This is a genomic window from Microbacterium sp. MRS-1, from assembly GCF_000585455.1.
GTDB lineage: Bacteria > Actinomycetota > Actinomycetes > Actinomycetales > Microbacteriaceae > Microbacterium > Microbacterium laevaniformans.
The window spans coordinates 1-17,293 of record NZ_JAUF01000018.1 but is presented as its reverse complement, the minus strand read 5'-3'; the positions used below and the strand labels follow the sequence as shown (position 1 = coordinate 17,293).

General features: G+C 70.5%; 15 protein-coding genes. 10 read left to right on the top strand and 5 right to left on the bottom strand.

The window, feature by feature from the left end; translation table 11 throughout:
- Positions 1–7: 7 nt before the first annotated feature.
- Positions 8–358 carry a hypothetical protein gene (locus AS96_RS15620; RefSeq protein WP_231477105.1) on the bottom strand — a complete coding sequence of 117 codons (351 nt, stop codon included), beginning with the start codon at positions 356–358 and terminating at the stop codon, positions 8–10.
- A 20-nt stretch (positions 359–378) separates the two neighbouring features.
- A complete protein-coding gene (locus tag AS96_RS04605; protein ID WP_036286186.1) occupies positions 379–1,329 on the bottom strand; it encodes an aldo/keto reductase in 951 nt (316 codons plus the stop codon).
- Positions 1,330–1,629: 300 nt separating this feature from the next.
- On the opposite strand from AS96_RS04605, the gene AS96_RS04600 reads away from it, so the two are divergent.
- The 3 genes from AS96_RS04600 (at position 1,630) to AS96_RS04590 (ending at position 4,428) form a co-directional block, all read left to right on the top strand.
- Positions 1,630–2,661 (top strand): LLM class flavin-dependent oxidoreductase, encoded by a 1,032-nt coding sequence (locus AS96_RS04600; protein ID WP_036286183.1) that lies wholly within the window; start codon positions 1,630–1,632, stop codon positions 2,659–2,661.
- A 168-nt stretch (positions 2,662–2,829) separates the two neighbouring features.
- Entirely contained in the window at positions 2,830–3,474 is a 645-nt protein-coding gene (locus AS96_RS04595) for a dihydrofolate reductase family protein (RefSeq protein WP_036286181.1), read from the top strand.
- 21 nt (positions 3,475–3,495) lie between these two features.
- Positions 3,496–4,428 (top strand): extracellular catalytic domain type 1 short-chain-length polyhydroxyalkanoate depolymerase, encoded by a 933-nt coding sequence (locus tag AS96_RS04590; protein WP_036286178.1) that lies wholly within the window; start codon positions 3,496–3,498, stop codon positions 4,426–4,428.
- A gap of 278 nt (positions 4,429–4,706) precedes the next feature.
- On the opposite strand, the gene AS96_RS04585 is transcribed toward AS96_RS04590, so the two are convergent.
- Complete coding sequence (locus AS96_RS04585; protein WP_036286176.1) at positions 4,707–6,011, bottom strand: alpha/beta hydrolase; 1,305 nt, start codon at positions 6,009–6,011, stop codon at positions 4,707–4,709.
- A 329-nt stretch (positions 6,012–6,340) separates the two neighbouring features.
- Here AS96_RS04585 and AS96_RS04575 point away from each other — a divergent pair, with 329 nt between their 5' ends.
- The 5 genes from AS96_RS04575 to cydC all read left to right on the top strand — a co-directional run bounded on the left by AS96_RS04575 (position 6,341) and on the right by cydC (position 13,024).
- The gene (locus AS96_RS04575) at positions 6,341–6,964 is read left to right on the top strand and encodes an ArsR family transcriptional regulator (RefSeq protein ID WP_036286170.1); all 624 of its coding nucleotides are present in this window, start codon (positions 6,341–6,343) and stop codon (positions 6,962–6,964) included.
- Positions 6,965–7,064: 100 nt separating this feature from the next.
- Positions 7,065–8,519, top strand: coding sequence for a cytochrome ubiquinol oxidase subunit I (locus tag AS96_RS04570; RefSeq protein ID WP_036286168.1), 1,455 nt, complete (start codon positions 7,065–7,067; stop codon positions 8,517–8,519).
- 12 nt (positions 8,520–8,531) lie between these two features.
- Positions 8,532–9,566 (top strand): cytochrome d ubiquinol oxidase subunit II, encoded by a 1,035-nt coding sequence (gene cydB, locus AS96_RS04565; RefSeq protein WP_036286167.1) that lies wholly within the window; start codon positions 8,532–8,534, stop codon positions 9,564–9,566.
- Between the two features lie 78 nt (positions 9,567–9,644).
- Entirely contained in the window at positions 9,645–11,348 is a 1,704-nt protein-coding gene (gene cydD / locus AS96_RS04560) for a thiol reductant ABC exporter subunit CydD (RefSeq protein ID WP_051498751.1), read from the top strand.
- The gene (gene cydC / locus AS96_RS04555) at positions 11,345–13,024 is read left to right on the top strand and encodes a thiol reductant ABC exporter subunit CydC (RefSeq protein ID WP_005051401.1); all 1,680 of its coding nucleotides are present in this window, start codon (positions 11,345–11,347) and stop codon (positions 13,022–13,024) included. The genes cydD and cydC overlap by 4 nt, the downstream gene beginning before the upstream one ends.
- Before the next feature lie 2 nt (positions 13,025–13,026).
- Here cydC and moaA read toward each other — a convergent pair whose 3' ends face one another.
- Positions 13,027–14,085 carry a GTP 3',8-cyclase MoaA gene (gene moaA, locus AS96_RS04550; protein ID WP_005051403.1) on the bottom strand — a complete coding sequence of 353 codons (1,059 nt, stop codon included), beginning with the start codon at positions 14,083–14,085 and terminating at the stop codon, positions 13,027–13,029.
- A 171-nt stretch (positions 14,086–14,256) separates the two neighbouring features.
- On the opposite strand from moaA, the gene AS96_RS04545 reads away from it, so the two are divergent.
- Both AS96_RS04545 and AS96_RS04540 read left to right on the top strand, forming a co-directional pair.
- A complete protein-coding gene (locus AS96_RS04545; RefSeq protein WP_036286164.1) occupies positions 14,257–15,768 on the top strand; it encodes an HNH endonuclease signature motif containing protein in 1,512 nt (503 codons plus the stop codon).
- A gap of 12 nt (positions 15,769–15,780) precedes the next feature.
- Positions 15,781–16,296 carry a tetratricopeptide repeat protein gene (locus tag AS96_RS04540; protein WP_005051408.1) on the top strand — a complete coding sequence of 172 codons (516 nt, stop codon included), beginning with the start codon at positions 15,781–15,783 and terminating at the stop codon, positions 16,294–16,296.
- Between the two features lie 24 nt (positions 16,297–16,320).
- Here AS96_RS04540 and AS96_RS04535 read toward each other — a convergent pair.
- Positions 16,321–17,293: sulfate/molybdate ABC transporter ATP-binding protein (locus tag AS96_RS04535; protein WP_036286152.1), on the bottom strand; the 973-nt coding region annotated here is incomplete at its 5' end.

Below are 17,293 nucleotides of genomic sequence, written 5' to 3'. Positions count from 1 at the left end.
TCGCCGGTCAGACGGCCGGAGCGCGACCCTGCGCCGGACGGATCGTCGGGCGGTCCATCCGGATGATCTCCCGCTTGAGCTTGACCAGCATTTTGCGGAACGGCTGCGCGGACGACCAGCTCTCCGTGGCCCGCAGCGCCGCGAACCGGGGGTCTGTGCGCAGTTCGTCGAGATAGGCGCGCAACGGCTCTGCCGCACCCGCCAGGAAGAGGTTGATCCCTTCCTCGGCGAGGATGATCGTCCCGGTCAGTCCCGCCACGACCGCCCGCTCCCGCAGCGGCCCGCGCAACTGCGCGGCATCCGTCAGCGGGGTGAACAGGTAGGCGGAGACGTTGAGCACGGCGGGAGCGGCAGACACCGTTCGAGCCTACGGCGCGCTCACATGTCGGCCGGAGTCCACTCCGAGACCTCGTCGAGCTCGGCGACCTCGTCGGCCGTGAGCTGCACGCGACCGCCGTCGAGAAGGTCGGCGACCTGCGACAGCTTCGAGGCCGACGCGATCGGGGCGACCACGGTCGGCTTCGCGCGCAGCCAGCCGAGGGCGGTCGCGGCGATCGACACGTCGTGCGCGGCGCCGATGCGCTCGAGCACCTGGATGATCTGCAGGCCCTGCGGGGTGGCGTAGACCGCGGCACCCTGCGCGCGCGGCGTGTCGTGGGCCGCGGCATCCGTCGAACGGTACTTGCCCGTCAGGAACCCCTTCGCCAGCGAGAAGTAGGGCACCAGCGACAGGCCGAACTCCTCGGCGACCGGCACGATGTCGTCTTCGGTCTCGCGGTGCACGAGGTTGTAGTGGGGCTGGATGGCGACGGGCTCGGCGACACCCAGCTCGCGCGCGATGCGCACCCACTCGCGGATGCGGTCGGCGGAGTAGTTCGACACGGCGGTGTAGCGGACGAGACCGTCGGACACGAGCTGGCCGAAGGCTGCGACCGTCTCCTCCAGGGGCGTGTCGGCGTCGTCGAAGTGCGCGTAGTACAGGTCGATCGACTCGACGCCCAGCCGTTCGAGCGACGCCTCCGCGGCGGCACGGACGGTGGATGCCGCGAGTCCTCTGAACTGCGGGTGCTGGCTGACCTTGGTGGCCACGGTGACGTCGGTGTGGCCGCGCTCGGTGAGCCAGGCGCCGATGATCGTCTCGCTCTCGCCGCCGCTGTGGCCGGGGGCCCACGCGCTGTAGGAGTCGGCGGTGTCGATGAAGGTGCCGCCACCGGCGTGGAACGCGTCGAGGATCCGGAAGGACTCCTCGCGGTCGGCCGTCCAGCCGAACACGTTGCCGCCGAGGGCGAGGGGGAAGACGTCGATGTCGGTGTGCGCGATGCGGGTCATGCTTCGATCCAACCACCGGCGTGGCGGACGTGTTCCCCGCATTCCGATCTGTTGCAGGGCCTGACGCGCACCCGGGAGGGGTGAGTATCGGCAACGGCCCCCGGCCGCGCGCCGCGCGGACCGCCGCGATGCGCGACAGGCGAGAGACACGTCCGAGAAACCGCGCGCGGCGCGAGAAACCACCCCCAGGTGGGTTTCTCGCGGCGCCGTTGGTTTCTCGCCCGCGGCTCAGGCGTCCTTCGGGCGGCCGCGGCATCCATTCAGCGGAATGGATGCGGGAAGCGTAGCGTTGTCGTCATCATGCAACGTTTCGGAACTCTCTCGTTCGGCCACTACGGCCCGCTCGGCGGCGGTCGCGAGCTGACCGCCGGCGACATGCTGCACCAGGCGATCGATCTCGCGCAGGGCATGGACGATCTCGGTGTCAACGGTGTCGCGGTGCGGGTGCACCACTTCGCCCGCCAGCAGGCCGCCCCGATGCCGCTGCTGGCGGCGATGGCCGCGAAAACGAAGCGGATCGAGGTCGGCACCGGCGTCATCGACATGCGCTACGAGAACCCGCTGTACCTCGCCGAGGAGGCGGCCGCGGTCGACCTCATCTCCGACGGTCGGCTGGCTCTCGGCGTCAGCCGTGGGTCACCCGAGACGGTCGTGCGCGGCTACGAGAAGTTCGGCTACACGGCATCCGACCCGCGCGGCGCCGACCTCGCACGCGAGCACATGGACCTGTTCCTGCGCGCGATCGACGGCGAGGGCCTGGCCGAGCGCGACGCCAACTCGCCTTTCGGCGGCGGTCACGGACTGCAGCGCATCGAGCCGCACGCGCCGGGTCTGCGCTCGCGCGTCTGGTGGGGCGCGGGCTCGCGCGACACGGCCGAGTGGGCGGGACGCACGGGACTGAACCTGATGTCCTCGACCCTCGTCACCGAGGCCGACGGACGCCCGTTCGACATTCTGCAGGCCGAGCAGATCGATCGTTTCCGCGCCGCTTGGGCGGAGGCGGGCCACGCCGGCACGCCGCGGGTCTCGGTGAGCCGATCGGTGTTCCCGATCACGACCGCCGAGGACGAGCTGTACTTCGGCCACAGTCAGGAGGGCGACGGCATCGGCTACATCGACGGCTTCCGTTCGACGTTCGGCAAGACGTATGCCGCCGCCCCCGACGTGCTCGTCGAGCAGCTGCTCCAGGACGCCGCGGTCATGTCCGCCGACACCTTGATGCTCACCATCCCCAGCCAGTTGGGCGTGGAGTTCAACCTCCGCATCGTCGAGTCGTTCGCGACGCACGTCGCGCCCGCCCTCGGCTGGCAGTCCACCCTCGCGTCGGCCTGACCCGTCGCTCGCGGGGGTTTCGCACACGCAGATTCGGAGATGCGCAACGGATGCGGACCGTGGATGCCGCGGCATCCGCATCCGGTGCGCAGATCCGAATCCGATGCGCGCGGGGCGAGCGCCGGGGCGACCTTGCGCGGAGGCTGACGATGACCGACGCTGGTCGTCATGAGCCGTGTGCGCCTGGACCTGAACATCTCCCTCGACGGATTCGCGACGACGACCGATCAGACCCCGGAGAACCCTTTCGGTGACGATTGGGGGCGCCTGACCCGCGACTACACCGCGACGCGAACGTTCCGGGAGCGCGTGCTGCACGACGACACGGGCGCGGGGACCACCGGCGTCGACGACGAGTATGCGCAGCGCTACTTCGCCGACCTCGGCGCCGAGATCATGGGCGCGGGCATGTTCGGCCTGCACGAGCACGGCGACGACCCCGACTGGCGGGGATGGTGGGGGGACGAGCCGCCGTTCCGCGTGCCCGTGTTCGTGCTCACCCACACGCCGCGGCCGTCCATCGAGATGGCCAACGGCACGAGCTTCCGCTTCATCGATGCGTCAGCCGAGGAAGCCCTCGCCCAGGCGCGCGCCGTCGCCGCCGGGGGTGACATCCGTATCGGCGGGGGCGCCAGGACGGCGCGCTCCTTCCTCGATGCCGGGCTGGTCGACGAGCTGCACGTCGCTGTCGTGCCCATCATCCTGGGGCGCGGCATCCGCCTCTGGGACGACCTGCGCGGCCTGGAGAACGGGTACGAGGTGCGCGCCGAGGCAGCCGAAAGCGGCGTGACCCACCTCACGTTCCGCCGCTGAGGATCGGGAAGGCAGCCGCAGATGCGCCGGGCGATCGCCGTCATCGCACTGCTCACGCTCGTGGCGAGCCTCGCCGCGTGCGCCGGCTCTCGCTTCGACCCGCCCGCGCTCTCCACGGCCGGCGTCAGCGCCTCCGGAAGCTCGCAGCATCGGCTCACCGTCGACGGCCACGACCGGTCGTATCGGCTGTACGTGCCCGCTCACCTCTCCGCGCCGGCGGCACTCGTCGTGATGCTGCACGGTGGCTACGGGTCGGCGCAGCAGGCCGAGGCGTCGTACGGGTGGGACCGGATCGCCGACGAGCACGGCGTCGTCATCCTCTACCCGGACGGCGACGGCCGGGCCTGGAACGCAGGTGGGGGATGCTGCGGGTGGCCCGCCCGCGACGGCACCGACGATGTGGCGTTCATCGCTGCGGCGGTTGCCGATGCGCAGAAGCGGGTTTCGATCGACGCCGGGGCCGTCTTCGCCGCCGGCATGTCCAACGGCGCGATGATGGCCTACCGACTCGCGTGCCAGACGACGCTGTTCGCCGCGATCGGCCCCGTGTCCGGAACGATGCCGGTCGGGCTGGAGTGCCCCGCTCCCGCCCCGACCTCGGTGATGGCCGTGCACGGTGTGGACGACACCCGTGTGCTCTACGACGGGGGCGCATCCACCGTAGGCACCGCGCGGATCGACGCCACCGCGCAACGGGATGTCCACGCGCTCTGGGCACGGGCGGCCTCGTGCGACGAGGATGTCACCACCTCGGCGCCGCCGCTGACCACCGAGACCGCCGCCTGCCCCGACTCCCGCACGGTACAGCTCGTCAGCATCGCCGGGTACGGCCACGAATGGCCCTCACCCGACGGCGGATCCACGCCCCAGGGCGAGCAGGTCTACCGGGGATGGGATGCCACCGCGCAGCTGTGGTCGTTCTTCGACACGCACCGACGAGCGGCATCCGGCTGAGCGGAGACGAACGATGAAGACGAACGATGAAGGCGACCGTCGCATCCCCCCAGACCGACAGTCGCCTTCATCGTATCGCTGCCCGGCTTCGGGCGCCGGATCGCTTAGTCACGACGCTACGTCTTCGAGCCGCAGACGCCCAGTGAATATGGCCAATCTTGCGGCAACCTGCACATTCGGTTGAATAGAGCGCTCTTGCGGCCTCGCGAGCCGCTCGGAGCGCACGGATCTTGCGCAAGTCTTGAGGAAGTCGATCTTGACGAGAAGTCAACAGCTCGCTACCGCGTCTGACCGACCGAGAGTCCGAGAACGGGATAGAGCACGGTGAAGCCCTCGACCAGACCGAGCTTCAACGCGTCCCCGGTGTGCCCGACGCCCGGGATATCGTAGCGGGTGACGGCCATCCCCGCCTTCCGCGCGGCCGCAGCGAGGGTGTCGGCGTGCGCCATGTATGCGGGGTCGGCGGATCCCGCCGTGAACACCGCCGTCATCCCGGCGTACGTCCCGGCCGGAGCGGCCGCCAGGATGTTCACGGGCTTGGAGGCTTCGAACGCCTCGCTGCTGCCGCCGTAGACGGTCTTGGTGATGTTGGCGACCTGCTCGGATCCCGGGAAGGGCTCTCCCGAGATGTCGAGGATGTTCTTCCACATCGCGGGGTAGTCGGCCCCGAAGGAGATCGCGCACCCTCCTCCGTTGGAGTATCCGGCGATGGTCCAGAAGGCGGGGTCGTTGATGATGCGCAGGTGCGCCTTCGCCCACGCGACGACGTCCTGCGTCACGTAGGTGCGCGCCCGGCCGAAGGCCGCAGAGTCGGCGCACGCGGTGTCGGCGTTGGCGGAGCCGACTTGATCGGCGACGATCACGATGGGCGCCAGGCCGTGGTTGCGGGCGGCGAACTCGTCCAGCACGTCGCTGATCGCGGTCGGGTCGGGGTTTCCGGGATGGCCCATCATCATGATGACCAGCGGTAGGGCCGGCGCGTTCGGAACGAGCGCGGCGGGAGGCAGGTAGATGCCCACGGGGCGGGCGGCGAAGCCGGATGCCGTGGCAGGAATGACCTGCGTGCCGCGCGACCCCTTGGCCGGCATTCCGGCGGGCGGCACGAAGGACTGCGCGAGCGGAACGGTCGGAACATCGGTTGTGGGCCCGACGTCGGGCAGATCGAGCGGGTCGTAGCCCGACACACCGAAGAGCGTCGCCAAGGTCGGGTTCAACCCGAAACCGGCGTTGATGCCGATCGCCGCGGCGACGAGAAACACCAGGACGGCGAGGGCGGACACGATCCGCCGCCACCATCGCGCACCCACCAGCGCGCCGAGCGCGACCCCGGAGGCAGCGAGGGCGCCGGCCGCCCACTGCAGGACGAACCCCGGCAGGGGCGCCGGGCCGAACAGCTGCATCCGATCGACGACATGCACGAGCGCCACGCCCAGCCCGGCTCCCGCGATCGCGCCCCCCGCAGCCCACAGAATGGTGCGCCTGTCCCAGCGACGCACGAGCACGACCAGGAGGAACGCTCCCGCGATCGTGTAGACGATGATCGGGACAGCGCCATCGATGATCGGCAACTGCCAGATCTGCATGCACCGACTCTAGGGCGACACACCTTGGCCATCGCTGAGCGCCGCGGGAGAGATCTGCCCGACTCGTCGCCGCCGGCGGCGCCTGTGCAGCGCGCCGAGACCCGCGAGCAGCGCGATCAGGCGCAGACGCGAAGACGAGGAGTCGGCGGGGCCGCCGCGACAGCGACTCTGCCGACGTTTGCGGGTGCGGGAGAACGCCGCATCGACGGCAGGTGAACGGATGCCGACGCCCGCGTTTCCACCCATCGGACCGCCTTCCGCCCCGCCGGAAGAAACCCCCCGCAGATCGGGGGTGGCACACACGAGCGAAACCGTGAATAATGTGAGGTATGACCACAGGTCGCCCGGTTGGGTACAGCGCCATTTCCAGCTATTCACGTGTCGAGATCCTGCACCTCGTCCAGGAGCAGCCGCGTCGCACGATCACCGAGATCGTGGAGGCGACGGCCCTGCACCCGAACACCGTGCGCGAGCATCTGCAGCGTCTGATCGACGAGGGCTACGTCGTGTCGGCGGCGGAGCACCGCACCACCCGCGGTCGCCCGCGCGTGCTCTACAGTGCGGCCGACGGCATCCTGGCCTCCAGCGCCATCCAGCGCCGCAAGGTGCGCGCCGCCGCCGAGCGGGGCGACCTCATGCGCCGCGTGCTGCCGGGAGCCGCGCCCGAGCTCGACACCGAAGCCCTCCATCAGGTCGACGCCCTCGTCGAGGACCTGATCGACGCCGGCTTCGATCCACTGGTCGATGAGCGCGAGCTGACCGTCGACCTCACCCCCTGCGCACACGCCTCCTCCCAGGCCGAGCATCGCGAAGTGCTGTGCCGCGTGCACCTGGGTCTCATGCAGAGCGTGCTCAGCGCCGCCGGCGGGCCCCTCGCCGTCGATGCCATGCGCCCGTCCTGCGACCCGCGCGAGTGTGTCGTCCAGCTGATGTTCGCCGGCGCCACGGCCTGATCAGACCTCGGTTCTTTTTCACGGCCCCGGGCGCCCGGGGCTGGGAAATCCCTGTGTAGCTTCAGTCACGAAGAAGACTCCCGCCCTCGGAAGGATGACGATGGACTTCCTGGACCCGCTCCTGCTGGCTCGCTGGCAGTTCGGCCTGACGACCCTTTATCACTTCATCTTCGTGCCGCTCACGCTCGGGATGTCGCTGTTCATCGCGATCTTCCAGACCGTCTGGTACCGCACCGGAGAGGTCAAGTGGCTGCACCTGACGCGGTTCTTCGGGAAGATCTTCCTCATCAACTTCGCGATGGGGATCGTCACCGGCATCGTGCAGGAGTTCCAGTTCGGGATGAACTGGTCGAGCTACTCCCGCTTCGTCGGCGACGTGTTCGGCGCTCCCCTGGCTTTCGAGGGCCTCATGGCCTTCTTCTTCGAGGCGACCTTCATAGGCCTGTGGATCTTCGGGTGGAACAAGCTGCCCCGCGGCATCCACCTCGCCACCATCTGGATCACCGTCGCCGGCACCTGGCTCTCGGCCTACTTCATCCTCGCGGCGAACGCGTTCATGCAGAACCCCAAGGGCTACCAGATGTCCACCGAGGGGCACCGCGCCGAGATGGCCGACTTCTGGGAGGTGCTGACCAACCCGGTCGCCCTCACCCAGCTGCCGCACACGCTCTCGTCGGCGATCATGTTCGCCGCCGGGGTGATGATCGCCGCCTCCGCCTGGCACCTGTCGCGCGGACGCAACCTCGACACCATGCGCACGTCGCTACGCTTCGGCCTCTGGGCGATGATCATCGGCTTCGTGGCCGTCTTCCTCTCCGGCGACCAGCTCGGCCTCGTGATGGTGCAGACCCAGCCCATGAAGATGGCGGCGGCGGAGGCGATATTCAACTCCGCGTGCGGCGCGAATGCCTCGTTCTCGCTGTTCTCCATCGGCACCCCCGACGGTACCGGCGAGGTCTGGTCGCTGCGCGTGCCGTATGTGCTCGCCTTCCTCTCCACGTCCACGCGCGACTTCAACGGCTGCGTCGAGGGCATCAACGACCTCAACAACCTCTACACGACCCAGCTCTTCCCGCAGTTCGCCGACCAGGTCGACGGCAACTTCGCGCCGATCCTCTGGGTCACGTACTGGTCATTCCGCTGGATGATGGGCTTCGGCCTGCTCGCCACCGCCATCGCGGTCGCGGGTCTCTGGGTCACCCGCAAGGGCGCGAAGCGCCCGGTCGCCGGCTGGATGTGGAAGATCGCGATCTGGCAGGCGCCGCTCGCCCTGTTCGGCATCCTCGTCGGATGGATCTTCACCGAGATGGGTCGCCAGCCGTGGATCGTCTTCGGTCTCATGCTCACGCAGGACGGGGTCTCCCCGAACGTGCCGGGCTGGACGGTGCTGATCTCGCTCGTCGCGTTCACCCTGATCTACGCGATCCTCGCGGTCGTGGAGTTCGGGCTCATCTTCAAGACGGTGCGCGAGGGTCCGCAGGCCCTCCCCGACCCCGACGACCTGACGCCCGAGGGGCATCTGAAGGTCGACGACGTCCCCTCGACGGTGTACTAGGAGCTGGCTGACATGGACCTCGCAACCCTCTGGTTCTTCATCGTCGGAGTGCTCTTCGTCGGATACTTCGTGCTCGACGGCTTCGACTTCGGCGTCGGTATGGCGCTGCCCTTCCTCGGCAAGGACGAGGTCTCGCGCCGCCAGGTGATCAACACCATCGGCCCGGTGTGGGACCTCAACGAGACCTGGGTGATCGTCGCCGGCGCGTGCCTGTTCGCGGCGTTCCCCGAGTGGTACGCGACGCTGTTCAGCGGGTTCTACCTGCCGCTGCTGCTGATCCTCCTCGCCCTCATCGCCCGCGGCGTCTCGTTCGAGTACCGTCACCAGCGCGAGGACCTCTCGTGGAAGCGCCGCTTCGACTGGATGATCACGATCGGCTCCGCCGTGCCGGCCCTCCTCTGGGGCGTCGCGGTCGCGAACATCGTGCAGGGCGTGCCGATCGACGCCGACAAGAACTTCACCGGCTCACTGTTCACCCTCCTGAACCCCTACGGGCTCTGGGTCGGCGTGACGACGCTGCTGCTGTTCTTCCTGCACGGCGTCTACTTCGTGGGCCTGAAGACCGACGGTCAGGTGCACCACGACGCGCAGGCGCTCGGCAAGAAGCTCGCGATCCCGACCGTGATCTTCGCGGCCGGAACCGTGGTCTGGACGATCTTCCTCGCCGCCGGTCGCGGCGCCCCGCTGCTGTGGGCGGTCATCGCCTGCGGTGTGATCGCCGCGGTCGCGCTGCTGCTGTCGGCGTGGTTCAACATCGCCGACCGCGACGGCAAGGCGTTCGCGGCCGGGGCGGTCACGATCGTGTTCGCCGTGCTCACACTGTGGCTGGCTCTGTTCCCCTACGTCATGCCGTCGACGACCGATGACGCCTTCAGCCTGACCATCTCGAATGCGTCCAGCACGCCGATGACGCTGCAGATCATGTCGTGGGCCGCGCTCATCTTCCTGCCGCTCGTGCTCGCCTACCAGGCGTGGACGTACTGGATCTTCCGCAAGCGGATCACCCGCACGACGATCGAGAAGGCGGAGCTGGCCGCAGCCCACTGAGGCCGCTTCACCGGCCCCGGCGCTCACCCCACGGGTGAGGACCGGGGCCGGTGTCCGTTTATGAGGCAGGATCGAAGAATGGCAACCGAAGCCGACCAGGGCCGCACGCGGGTGCGGCCCGTCGACCCGCGACTGGTGCGCTACGCGTCGGCATCGCGGGCGTTCTTCGCCGCGATCGCGGTGATCGGCGTGCTGCAGACCGCGGTCGTCGTCGCGTTCGCGTGGCTGCTGACGCACGCGATCACGCGCGCGATCGACGGGATGCCGTGGGCCGAGCTGACCACACTGCTGACCGCGCTGGCCGCCGTCATCGTCTCCCGTGCGCTGCTGCTCTGGGCGCGCGAAGCCCTGTCGGCGCGTGCCGCCGCGCGCGTGCAGGCGCAGCTGCGGGCGCAGCTCGTGGATGCCGTCGGCATCCTGGGCCCGGGATGGCTGGCAGGCCGCAACAGCGCGCAGCTCGCGGTGACCGCGGGGCGCGGCCTCGAAGCGCTGGACGCGTACTTCGGACGCTATCTGCCACAGCTCGTGCTCACCGTGATCGCGACCCCGGTGCTGGTCGCCGTGATGTGGTGGGAGGACTGGATCTCCGGGCTCACGGTGCTGCTCACTCTCCCCCTGATCCCGCTGTTCATGGTGCTGATCGGCCTCGCGACGCGCACGGTGCAGCAGAAGCAGTGGCGCACCCTGGGGCGCCTGGCCGCCCGCTTCGCCGATACGGTCCAGGGTCTGTCGACGCTCAAGGTCTTCGGCCGTCAGCATCGCGCCGTGCGGTCGATCGAGAAGGTCACCGACACCTACCGCGTCGAGACGATGCGGGTGCTGCGTGTGTCGTTCCTGTCGGGTTTCGCGCTCGAGCTGCTGGCGTCGATCTCGGTTGCGATCGTGGCCGTGTCGATCGGCTTCCGCCTGGTCGACGGGTCGCTCGCGCTCGCGGTAGGCCTGTTCGTGCTGCTGCTGGCGCCCGAGGCGTACCTTCCGCTGCGCCAGGTCGGCGTGCAGTTCCATGCCGCTGCGGAAGGCGTGGCCGCGACCGACGACGTCTTCGCGGTGCTCGACGAGGCCCGCGAGCTCGCCGCCCATGCGCAGCGCGCGCCGCGGACGGCCGACGCCGCGACGGTGAGCGCCGGCCCGGGACGACTCGTGCTCACCGGACTGCGCGTCCGGCGCGGCGACCTGCTCCTGCCCTCCGTCGACCTCGTCGCGGAGCCCGGTACCGTCACGCTCATCGAGGGACCGAGCGGCGCCGGCAAGTCGAGCGTGTTCGCGGCCCTCCGCGGCGCGGTCGCCTTCGACGGGCACGCCGAGCTGGACGGCACACCCGTGAGCGCGCTCTCCCCCGCGACGTGGCTGGCCTGGGCCGGGCAGCATCCGGGACTGATCTCCGGCACCATCGCAGACAATGTCGCACTGGGCGACGATGAGACTGCCGCGGCATCGCGGGGCCCCCTGGTCGCACGCGCGCTGGAGCTCGCCCAGGCGGGCGCGCTCGATCCCGATCAGGAGCTCGGAGTGCAGGGCGCGGGCTTGTCCGGCGGACAGGCCCAGCGCGTCGCCGTGGCGCGCGCCGTGTTCCGTCACCTTCGCGCTCGCGCCGCCGTGATCGCCCTCGACGAGCCGAGCTCCGCACTGGATGCCGCGACGGAGGCGGCCCTGTGGCGCGGCATCCGAGATCTCGCCGATGGCGGAGCGACGGTGCTTCTCATCTCTCACCGGCGCAGCGCGCGGGAAATCGCCGACCGCGTCGTGACGCTGTCGGCGACACCGGCGGAGGTCGGAGCATGACCACGACGACGGACGTGCTGCGGCGGGCGATGCCGTCGTTGCGCCGATTCTGGCCGGGCGCCGCGTCCGGCTTCCTCTCGGAGGCGTCGGCGGTCGCCCTGCTCGCCTGCAGCGCGTGGCTCATCGTGCGCGCCAGCGAGCAGCCTCCGGTGATGTACCTGTCGGCCGCCGTCGTGGGCGTGCGCGCCTTCGCTCTCAGCCGGGCCGCCTTCCGCTACACCGAGCGACTCGCGAGCCACGATGCGGCGCTGCGCCAGCTCGCGGTGACGCGCACCGATCTGGTACGCAGGCTCATTCCGCTCGCCCCGGACGGGCTGACCCGCACGCGGCGCGGCTCGGTGCTCGGCGCTCTCGTCGACGACGTGGACGAGCTGCAGAACCTGCCGCTGCGCGTCGTGCTGCCGCTCGTGTCGTCGGCGACGGTGGCCCTCGGCGCCGTCGTGCTCGTCGGGATCGTCTGGTGGCCGGCGGCGCTCACCCTGCTCGCGTGCCTCCTCGTGGCGGCGGTCGTTGCGGTCGGCTGGGGATGGGTGGCCGGATCTCGCGCCGAACGTTCCATCGCGCCGTTGCGCGCACGCCTCGCCGACGCCGTGCTCGATCATCTCGCGAGCCTGGACGTTCTCGCCGCGTACGGAGCCGACGCGCACAGTGCGCAGCGCATCGCCGCGGCGGATGGCGCGTTGCGGCGGGCGGTGACCCGCCGGGCGGGTGCGCAGGCGGGCTCGACGGCCGTCGTGTCGGTGCTGGCTGGCGCGGCCTCCGTCTTCGCCGTGCTGGCCGCCGTTCCGGCGCTCGGCGACGGGACGATCACCGCTCCTGCCTTCGCCGTCGCGGTGCTCGTGCCGATGGCCGTGTTCGAGGTCTTCGCCGCGGTGCCGGCGGCAGCGTCTTCATGGCGACAGGTGCGCGCCGCGGCCGCACGCATCGCCGAGGCCGTGCCGGACGAGGCACCGGCGGGCATCCCGCTCGAGGTCGCCCGCGACGCCGATGCGTACGCACGAACGGACGCCGCTCTCGGCGCTGGCCTCGTTCTGCAGGGCGTCGCGGCGCGCTGGCCGGGAGCCGCAGAGGATGCCCTGCACGCGTTGGATCTGACGGTCGCCCCGGGCGAGCGGATTCTGGTCGTGGGCTCCAGCGGCGCCGGCAAGACCACGGCGGCGCACGTCCTCGTGCGCTTCTTGGAGACGACCGCCGGCCGCTACACGATCGGCGGGGTCGATGTGCACGACCTCGACCCCGACACCGTCCGCGAGACGGTCGGGCTCTGCGAACAGCAGCCGATGCTCTTCGACGAGGACATCCGGCAGAACCTCCTCTTCGCCCGCGACACGGCCACGGATGCCGAGCTGGAGGCGGTGCTGCAGCGGGTGGGCCTGGGCGACTGGCTCGCCGCGCGCGGCGGCCTGGATGCGCGCGTCGGCGAGCGCGGAGCCCTCGTGTCGGGCGGGCAGGCCCAGCGGATCGCGCTAGCACGGGCGCTGCTGCACGGCTTCCCCGTGCTGGTGCTCGACGAGCCGACCGCCGGCGTCGACGCGGACGCCTCCGACGCCCTCCTGACCGACCTGCTCGGTGCCGTCGGACCCGACCGCGCCGTCGTGCTGATCTCGCACGTCGACGTCCCCGCCGAGCTCGTCGACCGCACGGTGCGGCTGACCGGCGGACGCATCGAAGCCTGAGCTCAGCCGCCGATCGCGTTCATCCCGCGCGCCGGCTGCAGGAACGACGGATCGTCGATCGCGTGGCCGGGAAGCTTGCCGGCGATGCAGTCGTGCAGCAGCGCGTCGAGCGCGACATCGTCGGCGCCGGCACGCAGCAGCGGCATAAGGTCGTACTCGTCGTTGGAGAACAGGCAGTTGCGCAGCTGACCGTCCGCGGTGAGCCGCAGGCGGTCGCATGCGCCGCAGAACGGGGCGGTGACCGAGGCGATCACGCCGACAGCGGCGGGTCCGCCATCGAGCAGGAAACGCTCCGCAGGCGCTCCCCCGCGACCCGGAACGGGCTCGAGGCTCCAGCGTTCCGAGAGCGCTGAGAGGATCTCGTCGCGGGTCACCATGCGGGCGCGATCCCATGTGTGACCGGCATCCAGAGGCATCTGTTCGATGAAGCGCATCTCGGCGCCGTGATCGAGCGCGAAGGCGACGAGGTCGACGAGCTCGTGGTCGTTGACGCCACGCATGGCGACCGCGTTGAGCTTGAGCGGGCGAAGGCCCGATGCGGATGCCGCGGCGATGCCCTCCACGACATCGTCGAGGCGGTCGCGTCGGGTGAGCTCGCGGAAGCGGTCGCGGTCGAGAGTGTCGATCGAGATGTTGAGGCGGTCAAGCCCGGCATCGATGAGGTCGGGCAGCACCTCGCCCAGGCGGATGCCGTTCGTCGTGAGGGCGACCTCGACGGGGCCGTCGGGACCGGCGATCGCGGCGATACGCCGCACGACGTCGACGATGTCGGCGCGCAGCAGTGGCTCGCCGCCCGTCAGCCGGAAGGTCGTGATCCCGGATGCCGCCGCCAACCGCGCGACCCGCACGATCTCATCGGTCGAGAGGATGCTGGTGCGCGCGAGCCACTCGTTGCCCTGCTCGGGCATGCAGTAGGTGCACCGCAGCGAGCACCGGTCGGTCAGCGAGATCCGCAGGTCACGGTGCACGCGACCGAAACGGTCGACGAGCGGGGCGCCCGGGGCCGTCGGCCGCGCTGACGCGGCGCGTCCCGTGCGCAGCATGAGCGGGACGGCGGGCATGCACCGAGGCTACCCGGCTGTGCGCGGGCGGAGGCCGAATAGCGGATTCTCTTGCCAGTTTCGTACTTTTGTTCTATAGTGGAGGGAAGCACAACCCGTCGCATGCCCCCTGGCGGCGGGGGGATCGGCCCTGACGCGCCGATGTGCCTGCAGGTCTCTAGGGGGTGAATCATGCTCGCGGTATCGGATGCTCGTCCGGTCGAGTCGGTCGCGTCCGCGGGTTCGGGGTGGCCGGCGTTGGACGGGCTGGTCGATGGCGTCGTCGATACGCGTCGTCGCGCGGCGGCGGCGCAGGCGGCAGAAGCCCGGTTGCTGGCGGCTGCGGTGGATCTGGTTGCGGATCGGGTGGAACTGTTGCGGCAGGAAGCACAGCAACTGGGGCGGGCACGCGTGCGCTCATCCGACGCGGACCTACCGCTGCGAGAGGTCGCATTGGAGCTCGCGATGGCGCTGCGGGTGTCGGATCGGGGTGTGCAGCGGCGCATGTCGGAAGCGTTCCTGCTGCGTGAGCACTTCCCCACCACCTTGAAGGTGTGGGAGGACGGCGGCATTGATGCGGCGCACGCGTGGGCGATCAGTCGCATCGGGATGCTGCTTCGCACGCCCGACGATCGTGCCCGTTTCGAAGCCCTCGCCCTGGAGGCCGCACGGACGGAGTCTCCGACGCGGATGACGGCGGCGGTGAAAGTCATCGCTGCGACCATCGACCCCGACGCGTTCACCGACGCCACCGACCGCGCGTACGAGACCCGCTCGGTCCGACTGTTCGACCTGGATGACGGGATGGCACGCCTGATCGCCGACCTTCCCGCACCCCTCGCCTACGCGATCCACGACGCCCTCACCAGCCGCGCCTGCCACGTCCTCGACCACCCCGAAGGCGCCGCCGACGGCGCGGCCGCGAGCGGCGGTGGTGAAGGTGATGCAGACAGTGGAGATGGTGGTGACAACGACGGGCAGAGCGTCGTCACGGGGACGGCGCGCACTACCAGCGATATTGGCAACGCCGACACCGACCCAGCATCCTGCGGTGGTGCGATCTGCGTGCAGGAGAAGGATCACCGCACGCTCGCGCAGGTGCGCGCTGACATCCTGAGCGACCTGCTGCTCACCGCCACTCCCACCACCACAGCCACCGGGGCGGGGCTGGACACGGTGACCGCGCAGATTCAGTTGACGATCCCCGCACTCACTCTCGCCGGCGCCCCGGACGCAGGTCCAGCGATCCTGACCGGGTACGGCCCGATCCAGCCCGCCCTCGCCCGAAGACTCACCGGGCTCGCACCCGGGTGGGATCGGGTGTTCACAGACCCCATCGCCGGCATCCCGGTCGCGGTCGACCGGTACCGGCCGTCCGCGGGCCTTCGCCGCTACCTGAGCGCACGGGATGAACGATGCCGCACGCCCGGATGCACCCGCCCCGCACACCGATGCGACCAGGACCACACCACCGCCGCCGCGATCGGCGGAGCGACCGCACACGATAACCTCGCCCACCTGTGCCGACGACACCACACGCTCAAACACCACACCACCTGGCGAGTACGGCACCTCGGAGGCGGAACCCTGCAATGGACCTCCCCCACCGGACGACACTACGAAGACCACCCGCCCAGCCGCGTCCGATTCGTCCCCGACACCACCACACCGGCACCTGGCGGGGGCGAGCCGCCACCGTTCTGAGAGGATCGACGGATGAGCGAGAGCCTCGATGCCGAGTTGGACCGCATCTTCGCGGCGCGAGATCGCGATGCGATGGCGCCGACGATCGCGGCGCTCGAGGAGATCCACGCCCGGCATCCCGATCACGCGCGTGTCCTGTACGAGCTCGCGGGGGCGCATGACACCGCCGGTGACGAAAGCGCGGCCTCGGCTCTGTATCCGCGCGCGCTCGACGCCGGTCTGACCGGCGACATCCGCCGCCGATGCCTGCTCCAGTACGCCAGCACGCTGCGAAACCTCGACCGGTTCGACGAGTCCCTCCGGGTGTTCGCCGACGCTCGCGACGAGTTCCCCGAAGCGGTCTCACTGGCCGTGTTCGAGGCCCTCAGCCTTCATGCTGCCGGCCAGGTCCACGCGGCCTTCGCCGAGCTGCTCGATGTCGTCGCCGCGCACGCGTCGGAGACGGAGCTGGATCGCTACCGCGCATCGCTGCGCGCAAACGCGGACTACCTGCGAGATCTGGACGTCGCCGCAGACGGCGGGGCGTGACAGCACGCCGCCGTCTGCGCGCACTCAGCTCGCGACGATCCGCACGTCCGCGACATCCACCGACAGGCGCACCGCGTCGCCTTCCGCCGTCTCCGCGGCGAGCATCTGCGCGACGGTGAGCTCGCAGACGACCGGCGGTGACGCCGTGTACACGCGGGCGCCCGCGGGCGTCGCCTCGATGCGTTCCACGCGCGCCGTCCACGTCGCGGTGCCGGCTGCCCGCACCGGCTCGGCGGCGCCGGCCCCCGCGGCCTCGCCCTCCGATGCCCCGGACCCTTCGCTCTCAAGGCGTACGGCACCGATCGGGATGAGCGCCACCGCGTCCCCGTCGCGCACCCCCGCAGCTCGCAGCCGCAGCACCCCGGCACCCCACACGCCGTCCTCCACACGCCCGGCCACCCGATTGACGCCGGCGAGGGCGGCGACGAAATCCGTGGCCGGGGCCGTGAGCACCTCACGCACCGCGCCCTGCTGAGACACCCGCCCCGCTTCGAGCACGACGAGGCGATCCGCGACGGCGACGGCGTCGACCACGTCGTGCGTCACGAAGACCGTCGTGCACCCCGCCGCGCGCACACGCTCGGCGAGCGTGCGGCGGATGTCCGCAACCGTCACCGGATCGAGCGCCGTGAACGGCTCGTCCAGCAGAAGCACCCGCGGCTCGGTGGCCAGTGCGCGCGCCAGTGCGACCCGCTGCTGCTGTCCGCCGGACAGCTCCGCCGGACGACGATGCCCGATCCCGGAGAGGCCCACCTCAGCGAGCGCCCGCTCGGCGCGCGAGCGCCGCTCGACCCGCCCGGCCGCGCGCCCCTCCCCCGCGGACACGCGCACGCCGAAGGCCACGTTGTCCCGCGCGGACAGATGGGGGAACAGGTGCGGATCCTGCCCCAGCAGCACGACCCCGCGGCGCTGCGGCGCGAGCTGCACGCGCGGCGACGACACGACCTCGCCGGCGACGTGCACACGGCCCTCGGTGATCGCCAGCAGCCCGGCGATC